This window comes from Salmonella sp. 32100201201700099SM, assembly GCF_017572645.1.
Lineage (GTDB): Bacteria > Pseudomonadota > Gammaproteobacteria > Enterobacterales > Enterobacteriaceae > Salmonella > Salmonella enterica.
The window spans coordinates 104,439-122,074 of sequence record NZ_JAGERQ010000011.1; the positions used below are offsets into that span (position 1 = coordinate 104,439).

The following is a 17,636-nucleotide window of genomic DNA, read 5'->3' on the forward strand; positions in this document are numbered from 1 at the left end:
CCGAAAGGTTCTGGATTAATGACCTTTCCGGGAAATATAGTCATTAAGTCAGGACTATGTCAAATGAATATCGCACAGAAATTAAGAGCAATAAGAAAATCGGAAGGGCTAACACAAGCAAAATTCAGTGAAATCAGTGGGGTAGCGTTAGGAACGCTAAAGAATTACGAAGGAGGCCATCAAGACCCAGGCATCCAAGTTGTGCTGCAAGTCACCAACGCACCTCAGTTTCAAAAATACACACTATGGCTTATGACAGATAAAACAGCGCCGGAAGCAGGACAAATCGCACCGGCTCTCGCGCACATTGGGCCAGAGTCAACAGAATCCAACCACTCCGCGAAAAGGATTGGCTAACTCTATATAAAGATTACATTTTCACCATTTGCTACCAAGATGGTGAATACAGCGCCGGAGGGCTTTCTTATGGCAATTAAGAAGCTCGATGATGGTCGCTATGAAGTGGACATTAGACCACGCGGTCGCGATGGAAAGCGCATCCGCAGGAAATTTGAAAGAAAAGCTGAAGCGGTAGCATTTGAGCGATACACAATCGCCAATGCCAGTCAGAAAGAATGGGGAGGCCAGCGAGCAGACCGCCGAACTTTGACAGAGTTGCTGGACATCTGGTGGAAATATCACGGGCAAAACCACGAGCATGGAACAAAAGAGTTTAATCATCTGCTCAAAACCATCAGCGGCATAGGTGATCTACCAGTGAGCCGGATGAGCAAAAGGGTTTTGATGGATTATCGTTCCATACGACTACGTGATGGCATCAGTGCCGCAACGATAAACCGTGACATGTACCGATTATCCGGCATGTTCACAAAATTAATTCAATTGGATGAATTTTCCGGGCAACACCCAATTCACGGACTGCCGCCACTGGCGGAGGCCAACCCTGAAATGACGTTCCTGGAAAAAGCAGAAATCGGAAAACTGTTAAATGTTTTGGCTGGTGATGACTTACTTGTCGCGCTTTTATGTCTGAGCACTGGAGGAAGATGGACGGAAGTTGCCACGCTAAAACCAGCACAGATTACAAGTTGCAGGGTTACGTTCCTGAAAACCAAAAACGGTAAAAAGCGAACCGTGCCGATTTCTGAGGAACTGGAGAAAAAAGTTAAAGAGGAGGCCAGCGCCAAATTGTTCAAAGTTGATTATGAGAAGTTTTGCGGGATTTTACGCAGAGTGAAACCTGATATACCACCCAATCAGGCAACCCACATCCTGCGGCATACATTCGCAAGCCATTTCATGATGAATGGGGGCAATATAATTGCACTGCAACAGATTCTGGGACATGCGAGCATTCAGCAGACGATGGCCTATGCGCACCTTGCCCCTGACTACCTGCAGAATGCCGTCGCGCTGAATCCTCTAAAAGGCGGAGTGACGTTATAAATTTCCCTTCTGAGTGTCCACATAGTGTCCACACTTAAGAAGTTTTGAAACCACTCCAAACCCTTACAGCTTTCGATAAGCGACTGTTTTTACTTTTGATTGCATGTAAGTGATTGATAAAAAAAACCCCCACATCATGTGGGGGAAGACAGGGATGGTGTCTATGGCAAGGAAAACAGGGTTGTTACTGGGAACGTGAGTTGCTACTACTCAATAATTTCAACGATGAACTTTTTTGCCATTGCGCCACGTCGCGCAGTTGCTCCATTCGTTGCTGATGCTTTTCATTCAAAACCGCTTGCTGCTCCGGCGTTAACAGGCGATACATCTGGTTACGCACGCGGGCCATTTCGACCTGGCGGGCAACCTGCTCTTGCGCCATTTTTTCTGCCTGAGCGCGCACAGCGCTTTCATCAAATTTTTCTGCGGTGACAAGCCGATGCATTGTCTCCATTTCGCTAACATTAACAGGAGGCTGTTCGTGCCTTGCCTGTTGCATAAGATCTCGCATCTGCTGACGCTGATGTTCGGTTAAACTTATGCCGTCAAACATATGATTTTGCGCGCTACGCTGCGTGGCCCCGTCACCGGGGTGCCAGTTATCGCTTGTAACAACTTCAGCTGCGTGGCTTAAAAAACTGAATGCCAGCGTTGAGGCCATAACAGCAGCGGTAACTTTGCGCATCGCTTGCTCCCAAAATCTTTTCTGTCGCGATTCAACGAGAGACAGTTTACGATTCGGGCTGCAAACATGCGTCAGGGGGTGTAAAACAACGTAAAGTCATGGATTAGCGACGCCTGATGACGTAATTTCTGCCTCGGAGGTACGTAAACAATGAATAAAATCCTGTTAGTTGATGATGACCGAGAGCTGACTTCCCTGTTAAAAGAGCTCCTCGAAATGGAAGGTTTTAATGTCCTGGTGGCCCACGACGGCGAGCAGGCGCTTGAGCTTTTGGATGACAGCATCGATTTACTTTTGCTTGACGTCATGATGCCGAAGAAAAACGGTATCGATACGTTGAAAGCGCTTCGCCAGACACACCAGACGCCTGTCATTATGCTGACCGCGCGCGGCAGCGAGCTGGATCGCGTTCTCGGCCTTGAGCTGGGCGCGGACGACTATTTACCCAAACCGTTTAACGACCGCGAACTGGTAGCGCGTATCAGGGCTATTTTGCGCCGTTCCCACTGGAGCGAGCAGCAGCAGAGCAGCGACAACGGCTCGCCGACGCTGGAAGTTGATGCGCTAAGCCTTAATCCGGGTCGCCAAGAAGCCAGTTTCGATGGCCAAACTCTGGAGCTGACCGGTACGGAATTCACCCTGCTCTATTTGCTGGCGCAACACCTCGGCCAGGTGGTTTCCCGTGAACATTTAAGTCAGGAAGTGCTGGGCAAGCGCCTGACGCCGTTCGATCGCGCCATTGATATGCATATTTCTAACCTGCGCCGCAAACTGCCAGAACGCAAAGACGGTCACCCGTGGTTTAAAACCTTGCGTGGTCGCGGCTATCTGATGGTTTCCGCTTCATGATAGGAAGTTTAACCGCGCGCATCTTCGCCATCTTCTGGTTGACGCTGGCGCTGGTGCTAATGCTGGTACTGATGTTGCCCAAGCTCGATTCACGCCAGATGACCGAGCTGCTGGACAGCGAACAGCGCCAGGGATTGATGATAGAGCAACATGTAGAAGCTGAACTTGCGAACGATCCGCCCAACGACCTGATGTGGTGGCGTCGCCTGTTCCGCGCGATCGATAAGTGGGCGCCGCCTGGACAGCGGTTATTACTGGTGACCTCTGAAGGACGCGTGATCGGTGCTGAACGCAGCGAAATGCAGATCATTCGTAACTTCATTGGTCAGGCGGATAACGCCGATCATCCGCAGAAGAAAAAATATGGCCGCGTAGAGATGGTGGGGCCGTTCTCCGTTCGCGACGGAGAGGATAATTACCAGCTTTACCTGATTCGACCGGCCAGCAGTTCGCAATCCGATTTTATTAATCTGCTGTTTGACCGCCCGCTTCTGTTGCTCATTGTCACGATGCTGGTCAGTTCGCCGCTCTTGCTATGGCTGGCATGGAGTCTGGCGAAACCGGCGCGTAAGTTGAAAAACGCGGCTGATGAAGTGGCGCAAGGCAACCTGCGTCAGCATCCGGAGCTGGAGGCGGGTCCGCAGGAGTTCCTCGCCGCTGGCGCCAGTTTTAACCAGATGGTGACGGCGCTGGAACGGATGATGACCTCGCAGCAGCGTTTGCTGTCAGACATCTCCCATGAGCTGCGAACGCCCCTTACGCGCCTGCAACTGGGTACCGCGCTGCTGCGTCGTCGTGGCGGCGAAAGCAAAGAGCTGGAGCGTATTGAAACCGAAGCGCAGCGTCTGGACAGCATGATCAATGACCTGCTGGTGATGTCGCGTAACCAACAGAAAAATGCGCTGGTCAGCGAAACGATGAAAGCCAATCAGCTATGGGGCGAAGTGCTGGATAACGCCGCCTTTGAAGCCGAACAGATGGGCAAGTCGTTAACGGTAAATTATCCGCCGGGGCCGTGGCCGCTCTATGGCAACCCAAACGCGCTGGAAAGCGCGCTGGAAAATATTGTTCGTAATGCGCTGCGCTATTCACATACGAAGATTGAAGTCGGCTTCTCGGTGGATAAAGACGGTATTACGATCACGGTCGATGACGACGGACCGGGCGTAAGCCCTGAAGACCGCGAGCAGATCTTCCGTCCGTTCTATCGCACTGATGAGGCGCGCGACCGCGAGTCTGGCGGCACCGGGCTGGGGCTGGCGATTGTCGAAAGCGCCATGCAGCAGCACCGCGGCTGGGTGAAGGCTGACGATAGCCCGCTGGGTGGGTTGCGGCTCACGCTGTGGCTACCGCTGTACAAGCGAACCTAAAAACCATCGGCCTGCGAATGCAGGCCGATTTTTTATCTCGCCGTCGAGATTTACCGGGAAATGTCTGGCGCTAAAATCCACTCGGCGCTGTCGTTCCACACGTCCATCCGGGTAATTTTGCCATCGCGCACTTCGAAACGATCGATAAAGCGGTTATCGGCAAACGGGCGACCGTCGGGCCATTCGCCATACAACGTACCGTTGGAATAAATCACAACGTAATCATCATGCTGCACCGCATCAAACTCGCCCAGCGCCTTCTTCACCCACTTGTAGCGAGCGCCGTTAAACTGCGCGATATCTGCCGCGCCCGCCATCGCCCGGCCTCCGGTGAAGGTAATTTTCACCTCCGGGTGCATATACGTTGCGGCGCGTTCAGCATCGGGAATCATCGAGGCCACCAAAAATTCTTTTACGATCGCCACCGCATTTTCAGCTTCAGTCATAATCCTTCCTTTCATTTTGGCGGAGTTTTATCCCCCCACAGTCGTCTGGCGCTATCTTCAATTTTGCCGCTCAAACGACGCTTCTGCATGGTGCGGCTCCAGCTCGCCGACAGCCCGGCGGCGCTCAGCAGCCGGTGATATTGTTCGTCATCAAACGGCATAGACCAGGCGATAACACCCGCTTCATGAACCGAGACATCGCTCAGACGCGACGCCAGTTCCAGCGGCGCATCGCTGGAGACTTTACCTGGCGCAATGACCCGATACAACCAGCCGGTTTTTCCGCTGTTCTGCATAAGGAGGGCCATGTCGCTGATGGCAAAGTGGAAATTAAGTTTAAAGCATGGAGAGCGCGGCTGAGTGACCTGGATCAACGCCTCGCCCCAGCGGTAGATGTCGCCAATAAACACGTTGTGTTCGGTCATTCCGTTCGTCGACAGATTCTCGCCAAACGCCGGGGCGCAAAACAGCGTCGCCTGCTCGGGGAACTGGCGAATCCAATCAGCATAGTGTTCGCGGGGGTAATGGCATAGCGCGCGGTCGGGGCCGCCGTGGATTTTCTTTTCGGCCTGCTGATCGCCTGCCAGACCCAGCTCGGTCAGCATAAGTTCGCCGTCGATTTGCACCTTGGCGATAGCGCTCGGGCGGCTGCCGTCATAGTCACGAATTTTGCCAATAAACACGTCAACCGGATAATGCATCTGCTGCTCCTTACGCGGATACAAAAAAAGCGAGTCATCAGACTCGCTTCTACAGACGTGCAATGCAAATTATTTTTTAGCGGCGAAACGCGCTGCTGCTTCGTCCCAGTTCACCACGTTCCAGAACTCTTTGATGTAGTCCGGGCGGCGGTTCTGGAATTTCAGATAGTAAGCGTGTTCCCATACGTCCAGACCCAGGATCGGGAAGCCGGAAGCGCCGGAAATGGCTTCACCCATCAGCGGGGAATCCTGGTTTGCGGTAGAAACCACAGCCAGTTTGTCACCTTTCAGCACCAGCCACGCCCAGCCGGAGCCGAAACGGGTTGCTGCTGCTTTTTCGAATTCAGCTTTGAAGTTGTCAACGGAACCGAAGTCACGCTCGATAGCCGCTTTCAGATCGCCCTGCAGAGTGGTGCCTTTTTTCAGCCCTTTCCAGAACAGGCTGTGGTTAGCATGGCCGCCCGCGTTGTTACGCAGCACAGTTTTTTTGTCCGCTGGCACCTGGTCCAGTTTAGTAATCAGTTCTTCAACCGGCAGGTCAGCAAACTCAGGCAGGTTTTCCAGCGCCGCGTTAGCGTTGTTGACATAGGTTTGATGGTGTTTGGTGTGGTGAATCTCCATCGTCTGCTTATCGAAGTGCGGTTCCAGTGCATCATAAGCGTACGGCAGGGATGGCAGTGTATAACTCATAATCATCTCCATTATTGTCGAGCGGCACAGTGTTAACGCCGCGTAAGCAGTTGGTTCATTATAGTTAATTAAATGATATTGAAAATGATTATCAATGCCGTACTTTTTCCAGGGTTATAAACGTTACGGCATCCGCTGAAAAAAACCGTTTTTTACGCCTCCAACCGAAACCGCCTGTTGATGAATTCCTGGAAATCATGAAATGTGAAACAGGGTTTCAAAATCTTTCTTTTGGTGCCAAATTTTGTCAGCGGTGGCAAAATCAAGAAGGTTATAATTTCACACTGCAATTACATTCCCGGTAAATTATTACAATTGCGAGGGAATCATGAAGCAACCTGGTTTTATACGTCTGGCTACGTTGGCCTTACTCTCCACACTCTCTTTCTTCTCCCACGGCGAAACCATTTTGCGCCTGGCCTACGCTGAAAATAGCCAGCCGGTAAAAGATGCGTTGCACTTCCTGGGGCAGCAAGTGGAAGAGAAAACGGGCGGCGATATCAAAGTACAGTACTTCCCGGACGGACAGCTTGGCGGCGAGCGCGAACTGGTGGAGTTGACGCAGGTCGGCGTCGTCGACATCACTAAAGTGTCGTCCGGGCTGATGGAGAGTTTTTCGCCTGAGTACGGCGTGTTCTCACTTCCCTACCTGTTTGCCACCGTCGATGAATACTACCGCGTAATGGATAACCCACAGGTGATGGAGCCTGTTTATCAGTCCACCGCCGCGCAGGGGTTTATCGGCGTAGGCTGGTATGATTCCGGCGCGCGTAATTTTTATATGAGCAAAGCGCCGATTAAACGCATTGAGGATTTACGCGGGAAAAAGATCCGCGTCATGCAGAGTGAGACGGCGATCCAAACCCTCAAACTGCTGGGCGCTTCGCCTATCGCCATGAGCCAGGCGGAGGTCTATACCTCATTACAACAAGGCATTCTCGACGGCGCGGAAAACAATGAGTTCGCTCTCACCATCGCCCGCCACGGCGAAGTCGCCCGTTATTACACCTACGATATGCACACCCGCATTCCCGATATCCTGTTAATGAGTACCCTCACGCTGGAAAAACTGACGCCAGAACAGCAGCGCATCGTCGAAGCCGCCATCAAGGCGTCGATCGAATTTGAGAAAGCCGCATGGGACAAGGAAATAGAGAAAACCAGGCTGGCGGCGGTAAAAGATTTCAACGTTGAATTCTACGAGATCGACAAAAAGCCCTTCCAGGAGGCGGTACAGCCTATTTACGACGGCCTGAAAAACAAGCCGCGGCTTTACGGCCTGTATCAACGTATCCAGACAGCAAAAAATTAATCTAATCAGGAAATCAAGATGAACACATTCAGAAAAGGACTTGATTTATTGCTGGGCGCTATCTGTTGCCTGGTGCTGGCGATAATGGTGGGCATCGCCTGCTGGCAGGTGGTGAGCCGCTACATTCTGGGCGTTCCCAGTACCCTTACCGAAGAGATGCTGCGATTTCTCCTGGTGTGGGTATCAATGCTGGGCATGGCTTTTGTCGCCGGTCAGAAACAGCATATCAGTCTGACTATCTTACTGGATAAGGTGTCGCCGACGATTCGCGGCTGGTGGGATATCATCCTGCAGGTCATTTTTATCGCGTTTTCCATTTGGGTATTGATTATCGGCGGCTTGAAGATTTCTGCGATTTCTATGCTGCAAATCTCCCCTGCGCTGGGCATTCCGATGGGGAAAATTTATTACGCGCTCCCCTGCGCGGGCGTACTGATCATCCTCTATGGGCTGCTGAATATCGTTGACGCCCTGAAAGCTATCCATTCCGCCACGGATACCACTGAGCACACTCTGGAGAAATCACATGATTGACCCTATTTTTGCGTCCTGTACGCTAATTGCCGTCTTTGTTGTTTTACTGGCCATGGGCGCGCCTATCGGGATCTGCATCGTTATCGCCTCTTTCAGCACCATGATGCTGGTACTGCCTTTCGATATTTCGATGTTCGCCACCGCGCAAAAAATGTTCTCCAGCCTGGACAGTTTTGCCTTGCTGGCCGTGCCGTTCTTCGTTTTGTCCGGGGTGATCATGAATAGCGGGGGAATTGCCGCCCGGCTGGTCAATTTTGCCAAACTGTTTACTGGCAAACTGCCCGGCTCGCTCTCTTATACCAACATCGTCGGCAATATGATGTTCGGTGCAATTTCCGGATCGGCAATTGCCGCCTCAACCTCCATTGGCGGCGTGATGGTGCCGATGAGCGCGCGCGAAGGTTACGATCGCGGCTTTGCGGCCGCGGTGAATATCGCCTCCGCGCCGACGGGAATGTTAATTCCGCCCACCACGGCTTTTATCCTTTATGCGCTGGCAAGCGGGGGAACATCGATTGCCGCTCTGTTCGCCGGCGGTCTGGTCGCGGGAGTGCTGTGGGGCGTTGGCTGTATGCTGGTCACGCTGGTAGTCGCTAAGCGTCGAAATTATCGGGTTTTCTTCACCGTCCAAAAAGGCATGGCGCTAAAAGTTGCCGTTGAGGCCATTCCCAGCCTGTTACTGATCGTGATTATCGTCGGCGGCATTGTGCAGGGGATTTTCACCGCCATTGAAGCCTCCGCGATTGCCGTGGTGTATACGTTATTGCTGACGATGGTGTTTTACCGCACGCTGAAAATTAAGGATTTGCCTTCGATTTTGCTCCAGACAGTGGTAATGACCGGGGTCATCATGTTCCTGCTGGCAACCTCTTCGGCGATGTCCTTCTCGATGTCGATCACCAATATTCCTGCGGCGCTGAGCGATATGATCCTCGGTATTTCCGCCAATAAACTGGTTATCCTGTTAGTCATTACCGTCTTTTTGTTGATTATCGGCGCATTTATGGATATCGGTCCGGCCATTCTGATTTTTACCCCGATTCTGCTGCCGATTATGACTAAACTGGGCGTCGATCCGGTGCATTTCGGCATTATCATGATCTATAACCTGGCGATAGGCACCATTACGCCGCCAGTTGGCAGTGGTTTATATGTCGGGGCGAGCGTCGGTAAGGTCAAAGTTGAGGACGTTATCAAACCGTTGATGCCTTTTTACGGCGCGATTATCGGCGTTCTGTTATTAATTACCTACATTCCGGAAATCACACTGTTTTTACCCCGTCTACTGGGCATCATGTAAGGCATAGTTTCCTGCATATCTCGTTGCCGGATGGCGATTCGCGTCTTATCCGGCCAACGCACGATAATAATTATCCGCAGGTCATCACCAGGTAAAAAAAACCGGCTACCTATAAAGTAGCCGGAAAAGGGAATAAATAATAAACAGGGATAATGATTAGAATGTGTAGCCTATACCCACGCGGAAACGGGTTTGTCTTTCATCGCTGTTGCTATTGACGGAAACATTACCTACCTCAACGAATGGCGACCATTGGTCAATAATATAGGCAGTTCTGAAGTTATATTCATAGTTATCTTTGCCGCCATCGTAAAGATCATATTTATCGGCTTTCTTATAAATTCCTTCGATTGTCCAGTCAAAGTTGTTCCATTTATAACCCGCCCAGACATCCATACGATTGATGGTATCATCATCACGGATATCAGAAGAACGGCGTACATATTCAAAACGATAGCGCGCACCAACCCACCAGCTTTCATTTAATGTCCACGTCGCGCGGAAGTAAGGCTTATAGGTAGAGTAACCGTTGCCTGTTTCCAGCACGAAACCCGGTTGCCAGGCGACATCACCGGTTTTAAATTGGTAACTTATCGTATATTCGTTACCCTGTGTTTCCAGGTCATTAAACGCTTTATTGGTGTCATCCCCGCCTGATTTTGAGATAGCTTCTATCGCAAAACCAACACCATTCGCAAACCGATGAGAAATATACGCACGGTCATAGTTAGCTTTACTGTCATCAAGATATTCATGACGAACATCGACATATACTGCATGCGCATTTGTTACAACAAGAGGTAATAGTAAGAAAAGAGATTTTCTCATAACAGAATCCATTTAATTTAAAATTAAAACGTTGTTTCATGTCAGACCATTACAACCATAATACGCAATGTGAATGGCGACAATATAGACAAAGATCTTTAATTTAAAATTGGGATAATGTTCAAAAAGCAAAATAAAATAAATGAAATTCATATTCGTCATATAAAATAAAAATCAAAACGCCATCAACAACACTAATATAGGAATTTCCTTATACTTATATTTCATTGATTCCTAACGTTAATTTCAATATATTTAAATTGTAAATACAAATAAAACAACTAAATAATTACTGTATAACTACCCTTTTATCAAACGGTAAGTCAGACTATTCCAATTATGTGATCTCACGCAGCGTTTTCTTTGTATTGTTGCCAGCTAAGTCGTTTCGTGTCGTTATGATGAAGGTATTTTAGAAAACAAATATTACCCACTGATTTAAATAACATCCAGACGGTCACGATGCGCTCCGACTTTTTTAAAACGTGAAGTTAATCACTTCATTAACGTGCTGATTGCCAGAATACACCCAACGGCGGCAATCGTTATAAGGTTACCAGGCTGCGTAATTTTTAAACTCATGCAAACGGAAGGGGTATCCCGTCCATAAAAAATAATGAGGAACATGTCATGAGTAACGCGATTACGATGGGTATTTTCTGGCATTTGATAGGGGCGGCCAGTGCAGCCTGCTTCTATGCCCCGTTCAAGCAAGTGAAACAGTGGTCATGGGAAACCATGTGGTCAGTGGGCGGCATCGTCTCATGGCTTATTCTGCCGTGGACAATTAGCGCTCTGTTACTGCCTGATTTCTGGGCCTATTATGGGCAGTTTAACCTCTCCACCCTTTTACCGGTTTTTCTGTTCGGCGCCATGTGGGGCATCGGCAATATTAATTACGGTCTGACCATGCGTTATCTCGGGATGTCGATGGGTATCGGCATCGCTATCGGCATTACGCTTATCGTCGGCACGCTGATGACGCCTATCATCAACGGTAACTTCGATGTGTTAATCCATACCGAAGGGGGACGCATGACGCTACTTGGCGTTTTTGTCGCGCTGATCGGCGTCGGGATTGTGACGCGCGCCGGACAGTTAAAAGAACGCAAAATGGGCATTAAAGCGGAGGAGTTCAATCTGAAGAAAGGGCTTCTGCTGGCAGTGATATGCGGTATTTTCTCGGCGGGGATGTCTTTTGCCATGAACGCCGCGAAACCGATGCATGAAGCTGCTGCCGCGCTTGGCGTTGACCCGCTCTATGTCGCGCTGCCGAGTTACGTGGTGATTATGGGCGGCGGCGCGCTGGTGAACCTCGGTTTCTGTTTTATCCGCCTGGCAAAAGTGCAAAATCTGTCGATAAAAGCCGACTTCTCGCTGGCAAGACCGTTGATTATCAGCAATATTCTGCTGTCCGCGCTTGGCGGTCTGATGTGGTATTTACAGTTCTTTTTCTATGCCTGGGGTCACGCGCGCATTCCAGCGCAATATGACTACATGAGCTGGATGCTGCACATGAGCTTCTATGTGCTGTGCGGGGGGCTTGTCGGTCTGGTGCTAAAAGAGTGGAAAAATGCTGGCCGCCGTCCCGTTGCCGTATTAAGCCTCGGCTGCGTGGTAATTATTATCGCGGCGAATATTGTCGGTTTAGGCATGGCCAGTTAATCGCTTTGATTACTGAGATGGCGCCATTGGCTCGGCGTCATCCCGGTTTCCCGCGTGAACACCACTGAAAAATAATTACTATCTTCAAAGCCACACTGCATCGAAATCTCGCTAATCATCAGCGGGCTATGCTGAAGCAGATACTGCGCGTGGCAAATACGGACCTGGCGTAAATATTGATTAATCGTCATCCCGGTTTGGGCGCGAAACTGCTGCCGCAGCACCCGCTCGCTGCATTGTTCCTGCTGGCAAAACGCATCCAGCGCAAAGGGACACTCAAGGCTATTAGCCAAAGCGGTAATTAATTTATCCAACAGGGTTTCTCGGGAGGTTGCCGGAAGATCGTCGGTCGCGTAGCGATGCCGTTTTAACGTCATTACCAGTTGACCAAACAGCAATTCCGCCATCTCATTCGCCAGCGGATCGCGTCCATTACTCTCATGTTCAAGCTGGTTAATGACCTGCCGCGCCTGATTCATTCCCATACTGCCCAGCCGCCAGTGAGGATGCCACTGCGCTCCCTGAAAGCCGGGAATCATCGCCTGCCAGTTTACATTGAGTTTCAAACGCTCCGGGCAGTAAATAATATTTTGCAGCACCAGATCGTTAACGGAAGTATAGGAGTGTTTGTCTTCAGCACGAATGTAAAACAGATCGCCGCGGGTAATTCTGTATGGGCGCTCATTAAGAACGTGTAGACCATTGCCCCGCCAGACCATCACCAGTTCACAAAACTCATGCGTATGTTCCGCAAAAACATCCTGTGGATAGCGATCGGCAACCGTAACGGCCTGCTGCTCATCAGTAAAAAAATCTTTTTTCAAAAGGATTAACTGATTTGCCACCGCAGCACCTCATGTTGAATGCTTGCCGGATGGCGCTACGCTTATTCTGTCTACCGCTCGCCGCCGTAGGCCAGGTAAGGCGCAGCCGCCATCCGGTATTAAAGGGTATAATTATCAGCATATTGGCGACGAAAACGTTGATAGCGTTCGCGTTACTGGATTATCGCATCGCGTCCCTGGCGGATATCCCGCGGCGACCAGTTAAATTCTCGGCGAAACAGAGTCGAAAAGTGGTTACTGTCGCCAAAACCGCAGCGGTACGCGATTTCTGTCACGCTATGATCGCTATGGCGCAATAAATGCCGGGCTTTGATCAAACGCAGGCGATTAAGGTAACGTTGCGGCGTCAGCCCGGTATGCTGTTTAAGCTGACGATGCAGCGTGCGTAGCGACAGCGAAAACTGTTCAGCTACCGCCTCCCAGCAGACCTCCTCCGCAAAATGGTCTTCCAGCCATGCCATCAGTTGGTTGAGTTTGGCGTCGTTATTGGTCGCGCCTTCCATCAGGCTACTGCGGCGTAACAACACCAGTAGTTGCATGAACAAAATTTCGCGATTCGCCACGGCAGGCGCATCCATGCCGTCTCCGGCGTGCTCCATCAGACCGACCAACTGGCGCACCTGCTGCAACACACTCTGATTCACCCGCCAGTGAGAAGGATAGTAACCATCCTGCTCCTGCGGCAGCAATTGATCCAACCCCGCCAGGAACTGGAAGGCGTCCGGTGAACGCCACAGTACATTCGTCAGGCATAGGTTGTCGGTATGTTCATATAAATGCCGGTCGTGATCGCGAACAAAACACACGGTACCGCCGCTGATGGTATACGGCTGCCCGTTGAATACATGAATGCCCGTACCGTGTTCCACAATCACGATTTCATGAAAATCATGATGATGTTCAGGGAAAGCGGCTTGCGGCAGACGAGGTTCAATCGCCACGGGCGCTTTACCTGATGGAAAAAAATCCACGCTATGCAGTACGGTCATGGTTGCTTCCTCCTGAATTCAACATGTCCGAATAGTAATTAAGGGTTATCGGCCTCACCTTAAATTTTTGACGCTAAAGCGCGCAAACATGGTCTTTTTTTCAAGAAAAGGCGGGAAAAAGCGGGAAATGCGGACGACATCACACCGGCCTATTAGTAGAAACTGTGAACGCTATCACGTTCATCTTTGCCTTGTTGCCAGCGGCTCATTTTCCTGTCAGTAACGAGAAGGTAGGTCTTTGAGGGCTTTTTTAGACTGTGCGCAATGACTCTAAGAAGGACCTGATTATGACTTTTCGCCATTGTGTCGCGGTTGATCTCGGCGCATCCAGCGGGCGCGTGATGCTGGCGCGTTACGACAGCAAACACCGTACCCTGACGCTACGTGAAATTCACCGTTTTGTGAACTGCCTACAAAAAACAGACGGGTTTGACACCTGGGACATCGACAGTCTGGAAAAGGATATCCGTCTTGGTCTGAAGAAAGTCTGCAATGAAGGCATTCTTATCGACAGCATCGGCATCGACACCTGGGGCGTCGATTATGTCCTGCTGGATAAACAAGGTCAGCGTGTCGGCCTGCCGGTCTCCTACCGCGATAACCGTACCACGGGCATCATGCCGCAAGCGCTGGTCCAGATCGGCAAAAGCGAAATCTATCGCCGCAGCGGGATTCAGTTTCTGCCGTTTAACACCATCTATCAGCTACGCGCGCTGACGAAACAACAGCCTGAGTTAACAGCGCAGGTCGCTCATGCGCTGCTGATGCCCGATTATTTCAGTTACCGCCTGACCGGTGAAATGAACTGGGAATACACCAACGCCACGACCACCCAGTTGGTCAATATCAATACCGATGACTGGGACGATACCCTGCTGGCGTGGACTGGCGCGAAAAAGAGCTGGTTCGGTCGCCCCTCGCACCCTGGCAATGTTATCGGCGACTGGATTTGCCCGCAGGGCAACCGTATTCCGGTGGTAGCCGTCGCCAGCCACGATACCGCCAGCGCCGTTATTGCCTCTCCGCTGGCAAATAAACATAGCGCTTACCTGTCTTCAGGCACCTGGTCGTTGATGGGTTTTGAAAGCAAAAAACCCTACACCACTGACGAGGCGCTGGCCGCCAATATCACCAACGAAGGCGGCGCGGAAGGGCGTTATCGGGTACTGAAAAACATTATGGGTTTGTGGCTGCTCCAGCGCGTGCTGAAAGAACGGCGCATTACCGATCTGCCTGCGCTTATCGCCCAAACAGAAGCGCTGCCGGCCTGCCGTTTCCTGATTAACCCGAATGACGATCGCTTTATCAATCCTGACGATATGCACGCCGAAATCCAGGCCGCCTGTCGCGAGACCGACCAGCCCGTTCCCGTCAGCGATGCCGAACTGGCGCGCTGCATTTTCGACAGTCTGGCGCTGTTGTATGCCGACATTCTGCACGAACTGGCAAATCTGCGCGGCGAAAAATTTACCCAACTGCATATTGTCGGCGGCGGATGCCAAAACGCGCTACTCAACCAGTTGTGCGCCGATGCATGTGGTATTCGCGTGATGGCCGGGCCGGTTGAAGCCTCCACCCTTGGCAATATTGGTATTCAGCTTATGACCCTCGACGAATTAAACAACATCGATGACTTCCGTCAGGTCGTCAGCGCTAACTACGACCTGACAACCTATATCCCTAATCCTGATAGTGAAATTGCCCGCCACGTTGCGCAGTTTCAACCCAAACGACAGACAAAGGAGCTTTGCGCATGACCACTCAACTGGAACAAGCCTGGGAACTGGCAAAACAACGTTTCGCCGCAGTAGGTATTGATGTCGAGGAGGCGCTGCGCCAGCTCGATCGCCTGCCGGTTTCCATGCACTGCTGGCAGGGCGACGATGTTGCCGGATTCGAGAACCCGGAAGGTTCGTTGACGGGCGGAATTCAGTCGACCGGCAACTATCCGGGCAAAGCGCGTAACGCCACCGAACTGCGCGCCGATCTGGAACAGGCGCTGCGTCTGATCCCAGGACCAAAACGGCTGAACCTGCACGCCATTTACCTTGAGTCGGATACGCCGGTTGCTCGCGACCAGATCAAACCGGAGCATTTTAAAAACTGGGTGGAGTGGGCGAAAGCGAACCGGCTGGGGCTGGATTTCAACCCCACCTGTTTTTCTCATCCACTGAGCGCTGACGGTTTTACCCTCTCTCATCCAGACGCGAAAATTCGCCAGTTCTGGATCGATCACTGCAAGGCCAGCCGCCGCGTCTCGGCATACTTTGGTGAGCAGCTCGGTACGCCGTCGGTGATGAACATCTGGATTCCGGACGGCATGAAAGACATTACCGTCGACCGTTTAGCCCCGCGCCAGCGCCTGCTGGAAGCGCTGGATGAGGTCATTAGCGAGAAATTCGACCCGGCGCACCACATCGACGCCGTTGAGAGCAAACTGTTTGGCATCGGCGCGGAAAGCTACACCGTCGGCTCCAATGAGTTCTACATGGGCTACGCCACCAGCCGTCAGACCGCGCTGTGCCTGGATGCGGGCCACTTCCATCCCACTGAAGTGATTTCCGACAAAATTTCCGCCGCCATGCTCTATGTGCCACGGCTGCTGCTGCACGTCAGCCGCCCGGTACGCTGGGATAGCGACCACGTGGTGCTCCTGGACGATGAAACCCAGGCAATTGCCAGCGAGATCGTCCGTCATAACCTGTTCGACCGTGTGCATATCGGCCTGGATTTCTTCGACGCCTCTATCAACCGTGTCGCCGCGTGGGTTATCGGTACCCGCAACATGAAAAAAGCGCTGCTGCGCGCTCTGCTGGAACCCACAGATCAACTGCGTCAGCTTGAGGCCAGCGGCGATTACACCGCGCGTCTGGCGCTACTGGAAGAGCAGAAATCTCTGCCGTGGCAGGCCGTCTGGGAAATGTATTGCCAGCGTCACGACACGCCGGCTGGCAGCCAGTGGCTGGACAGCGTTCGCGCCTACGAAAAAGAGATCCTGAGCAAACGTAGCTGACAGCGACACCTGATCTGTAGGCCGGATAAGACGCCCGCGTCGCCATCCGGCAATAAATGAAACACGATTGCCGGATGGCGCTGCGCTTATCCGGCCTACGTAAGACCCGAATAACCTTCGGGCAATGAATGGGAACACGAACATGCAAAATATTACCGATTCCTGGTTTGTCCAGGGCATGATTAAAGCCACGTCTGATGCGTGGCTGAAAGGGTGGGACGAACGTAATGGCGGTAACCTGACGCTGCGTCTGGATGAAGCCGATATCGCACCGTTTGCAGCTAATTTCCACGAAAAACCGCGCTACATCGCGCTAAGTCAACCCATGCCGCTGCTGGCGAACACGCCGTTTATCGTTACCGGTTCCGGCAAATTCTTCCGCAACGTCCAGCTCGATCCGGCAGCCAATTTAGGCGTGGTCAAAATCGACAGCGACGGCGCAGGCTACCACATTCTGTGGGGCTTAACCCACGACGCGGTACCCACCTCTGAACTCCCGGCGCATTTCCTTTCCCACTGCGAACGCATCAAAGCCACCCACGGCAAAGACCGCGTCATTATGCATTGCCATGCGACTAACCTGATCGCCCTCACCTACGTACTGGAAAACAACACTGCGCTGATCACCCGCAAACTGTGGGAAGGCAGCACCGAATGCCTGGTGGTATTCCCGGACGGTGTCGGCATTCTGCCGTGGATGGTGCCAGGCACCGATGAAATCGGCCAGGCTACCGCGCAAGAAATGCAGAAACATTCGCTGGTACTGTGGCCGTTCCACGGCGTGTTCGGAAGCGGACCTACGCTGGATGAAACCTTCGGTTTGATAGATACCGCAGAGAAATCCGCTGAGGTATTAGTCAAAATCTATTCGATGGGCGGTATGAAGCAGACCATCACGCGCGAAGAACTGGTCGCACTCGGCAAACGTTTTGGCGTGACACCGCTGGCCAGCGCCGTAGCGCTGTACTGATACCTCCCAACTCAACGCCGGATGCGGCTTTG

18 protein-coding genes are annotated in these 17,636 nt (G+C 51.7%); 11 read left to right on the top strand and 7 right to left on the bottom strand.

Annotated elements, in window-relative coordinates:
- Positions 1–63 precede the first annotated feature (63 nt).
- Together J4685_RS17575 and J4685_RS17580 are read left to right on the top strand one after the other, a co-directional pair.
- Positions 64–357, top strand: a complete 294-nt coding sequence (locus tag J4685_RS17575; RefSeq protein WP_017441884.1) for a helix-turn-helix domain-containing protein — start codon at positions 64–66, stop codon at positions 355–357.
- Between the two features lie 69 nt (positions 358–426).
- Positions 427–1,407: a tyrosine-type recombinase/integrase gene (locus J4685_RS17580; RefSeq protein ID WP_017441885.1), complete on the top strand. Its 981-nt coding sequence runs from the start codon at positions 427–429 to the stop codon at positions 1,405–1,407.
- Between the two features lie 184 nt (positions 1,408–1,591).
- Here J4685_RS17580 and cpxP read toward each other — a convergent pair whose 3' ends face one another.
- Entirely contained in the window at positions 1,592–2,092 is a 501-nt protein-coding gene (gene cpxP / locus J4685_RS17585; RefSeq protein ID WP_001233463.1) for a cell-envelope stress modulator CpxP, read from the bottom strand.
- A 150-nt stretch (positions 2,093–2,242) separates the two neighbouring features.
- On the opposite strand from cpxP, the gene cpxR reads away from it, so the two are divergent.
- Complete coding sequence (gene cpxR / locus J4685_RS17590; protein WP_001033731.1) at positions 2,243–2,941, top strand: envelope stress response regulator transcription factor CpxR; 699 nt, start codon at positions 2,243–2,245, stop codon at positions 2,939–2,941.
- Entirely contained in the window at positions 2,938–4,311 is a 1,374-nt protein-coding gene (gene cpxA, locus J4685_RS17595; RefSeq protein WP_000580402.1) for an envelope stress sensor histidine kinase CpxA, read from the top strand. Before cpxR ends, cpxA begins: the two co-directional genes overlap by 4 nt.
- A gap of 50 nt (positions 4,312–4,361) precedes the next feature.
- Here cpxA and J4685_RS17600 read toward each other — a convergent pair whose 3' ends face one another.
- The 3 genes from J4685_RS17600 to sodA form a co-directional block, all read right to left on the bottom strand.
- Positions 4,362–4,757 carry a nuclear transport factor 2 family protein gene (locus J4685_RS17600; protein WP_000133441.1) on the bottom strand — a complete coding sequence of 132 codons (396 nt, stop codon included), beginning with the start codon at positions 4,755–4,757 and terminating at the stop codon, positions 4,362–4,364.
- Between the two features lie 11 nt (positions 4,758–4,768).
- Positions 4,769–5,458, bottom strand: a complete 690-nt coding sequence (yiiM, locus tag J4685_RS17605) for a 6-hydroxyaminopurine reductase (RefSeq protein ID WP_000559229.1) — start codon at positions 5,456–5,458, stop codon at positions 4,769–4,771.
- 69 nt (positions 5,459–5,527) lie between these two features.
- Positions 5,528–6,148: a superoxide dismutase [Mn] gene (gene sodA, locus J4685_RS17610; protein WP_000122632.1), complete on the bottom strand. Its 621-nt coding sequence runs from the start codon at positions 6,146–6,148 to the stop codon at positions 5,528–5,530.
- A gap of 328 nt (positions 6,149–6,476) precedes the next feature.
- Here sodA and J4685_RS17615 point away from each other — a divergent pair, with 328 nt between their 5' ends.
- Genes J4685_RS17615 through J4685_RS17625 form a run of 3 tightly spaced genes read left to right on the top strand, consistent with a single transcriptional unit; the run spans position 6,477 to position 9,294 of the window.
- Positions 6,477–7,460, top strand: a complete 984-nt coding sequence (locus J4685_RS17615) for a TRAP transporter substrate-binding protein (RefSeq protein WP_000812812.1) — start codon at positions 6,477–6,479, stop codon at positions 7,458–7,460.
- An 18-nt stretch (positions 7,461–7,478) separates the two neighbouring features.
- Positions 7,479–7,994, top strand: coding sequence for a TRAP transporter small permease (locus J4685_RS17620; protein ID WP_001091410.1), 516 nt, complete (start codon positions 7,479–7,481; stop codon positions 7,992–7,994).
- Positions 7,987–9,294 carry a TRAP transporter large permease gene (locus J4685_RS17625; RefSeq protein ID WP_000566802.1) on the top strand — a complete coding sequence of 436 codons (1,308 nt, stop codon included), beginning with the start codon at positions 7,987–7,989 and terminating at the stop codon, positions 9,292–9,294. Before J4685_RS17620 ends, J4685_RS17625 begins: the two co-directional genes overlap by 8 nt.
- Positions 9,295–9,450: 156 nt before the next feature.
- On the opposite strand, the gene J4685_RS17630 is transcribed toward J4685_RS17625, so the two are convergent.
- Entirely contained in the window at positions 9,451–10,134 is a 684-nt protein-coding gene (locus J4685_RS17630; RefSeq protein ID WP_000378721.1) for an oligogalacturonate-specific porin KdgM family protein, read from the bottom strand.
- Between the two features lie 618 nt (positions 10,135–10,752).
- Between J4685_RS17630 and rhaT the strand changes: the two genes are divergently transcribed.
- Complete coding sequence (rhaT, locus tag J4685_RS17635) at positions 10,753–11,787, top strand: L-rhamnose/proton symporter RhaT (protein ID WP_000063539.1); 1,035 nt, start codon at positions 10,753–10,755, stop codon at positions 11,785–11,787.
- On the opposite strand, the gene rhaR is transcribed toward rhaT, so the two are convergent.
- Positions 11,784–12,632: an HTH-type transcriptional activator RhaR gene (gene rhaR / locus J4685_RS17640; RefSeq protein ID WP_000013290.1), complete on the bottom strand. Its 849-nt coding sequence runs from the start codon at positions 12,630–12,632 to the stop codon at positions 11,784–11,786. The genes rhaT and rhaR overlap by 4 nt on opposite strands.
- A gap of 152 nt (positions 12,633–12,784) precedes the next feature.
- Positions 12,785–13,621, bottom strand: a complete 837-nt coding sequence (gene rhaS, locus J4685_RS17645; RefSeq protein WP_000217109.1) for an HTH-type transcriptional activator RhaS — start codon at positions 13,619–13,621, stop codon at positions 12,785–12,787.
- Positions 13,622–13,908: 287 nt separating this feature from the next.
- Between rhaS and rhaB the strand changes: the two genes are divergently transcribed.
- The 3 genes from rhaB to rhaD all read left to right on the top strand — a co-directional run bounded on the left by rhaB (position 13,909) and on the right by rhaD (position 17,604).
- Entirely contained in the window at positions 13,909–15,378 is a 1,470-nt protein-coding gene (rhaB, locus tag J4685_RS17650; protein WP_000143956.1) for a rhamnulokinase, read from the top strand.
- Positions 15,375–16,634: an L-rhamnose isomerase gene (gene rhaA, locus J4685_RS17655; RefSeq protein ID WP_000211468.1), complete on the top strand. Its 1,260-nt coding sequence runs from the start codon at positions 15,375–15,377 to the stop codon at positions 16,632–16,634. The genes rhaB and rhaA overlap by 4 nt, the downstream gene beginning before the upstream one ends.
- A 142-nt stretch (positions 16,635–16,776) precedes the next feature.
- Positions 16,777–17,604 (top strand): rhamnulose-1-phosphate aldolase, encoded by an 828-nt coding sequence (rhaD, locus tag J4685_RS17660; protein WP_001179685.1) that lies wholly within the window; start codon positions 16,777–16,779, stop codon positions 17,602–17,604.
- Positions 17,605–17,636 lie beyond the last annotated feature (32 nt).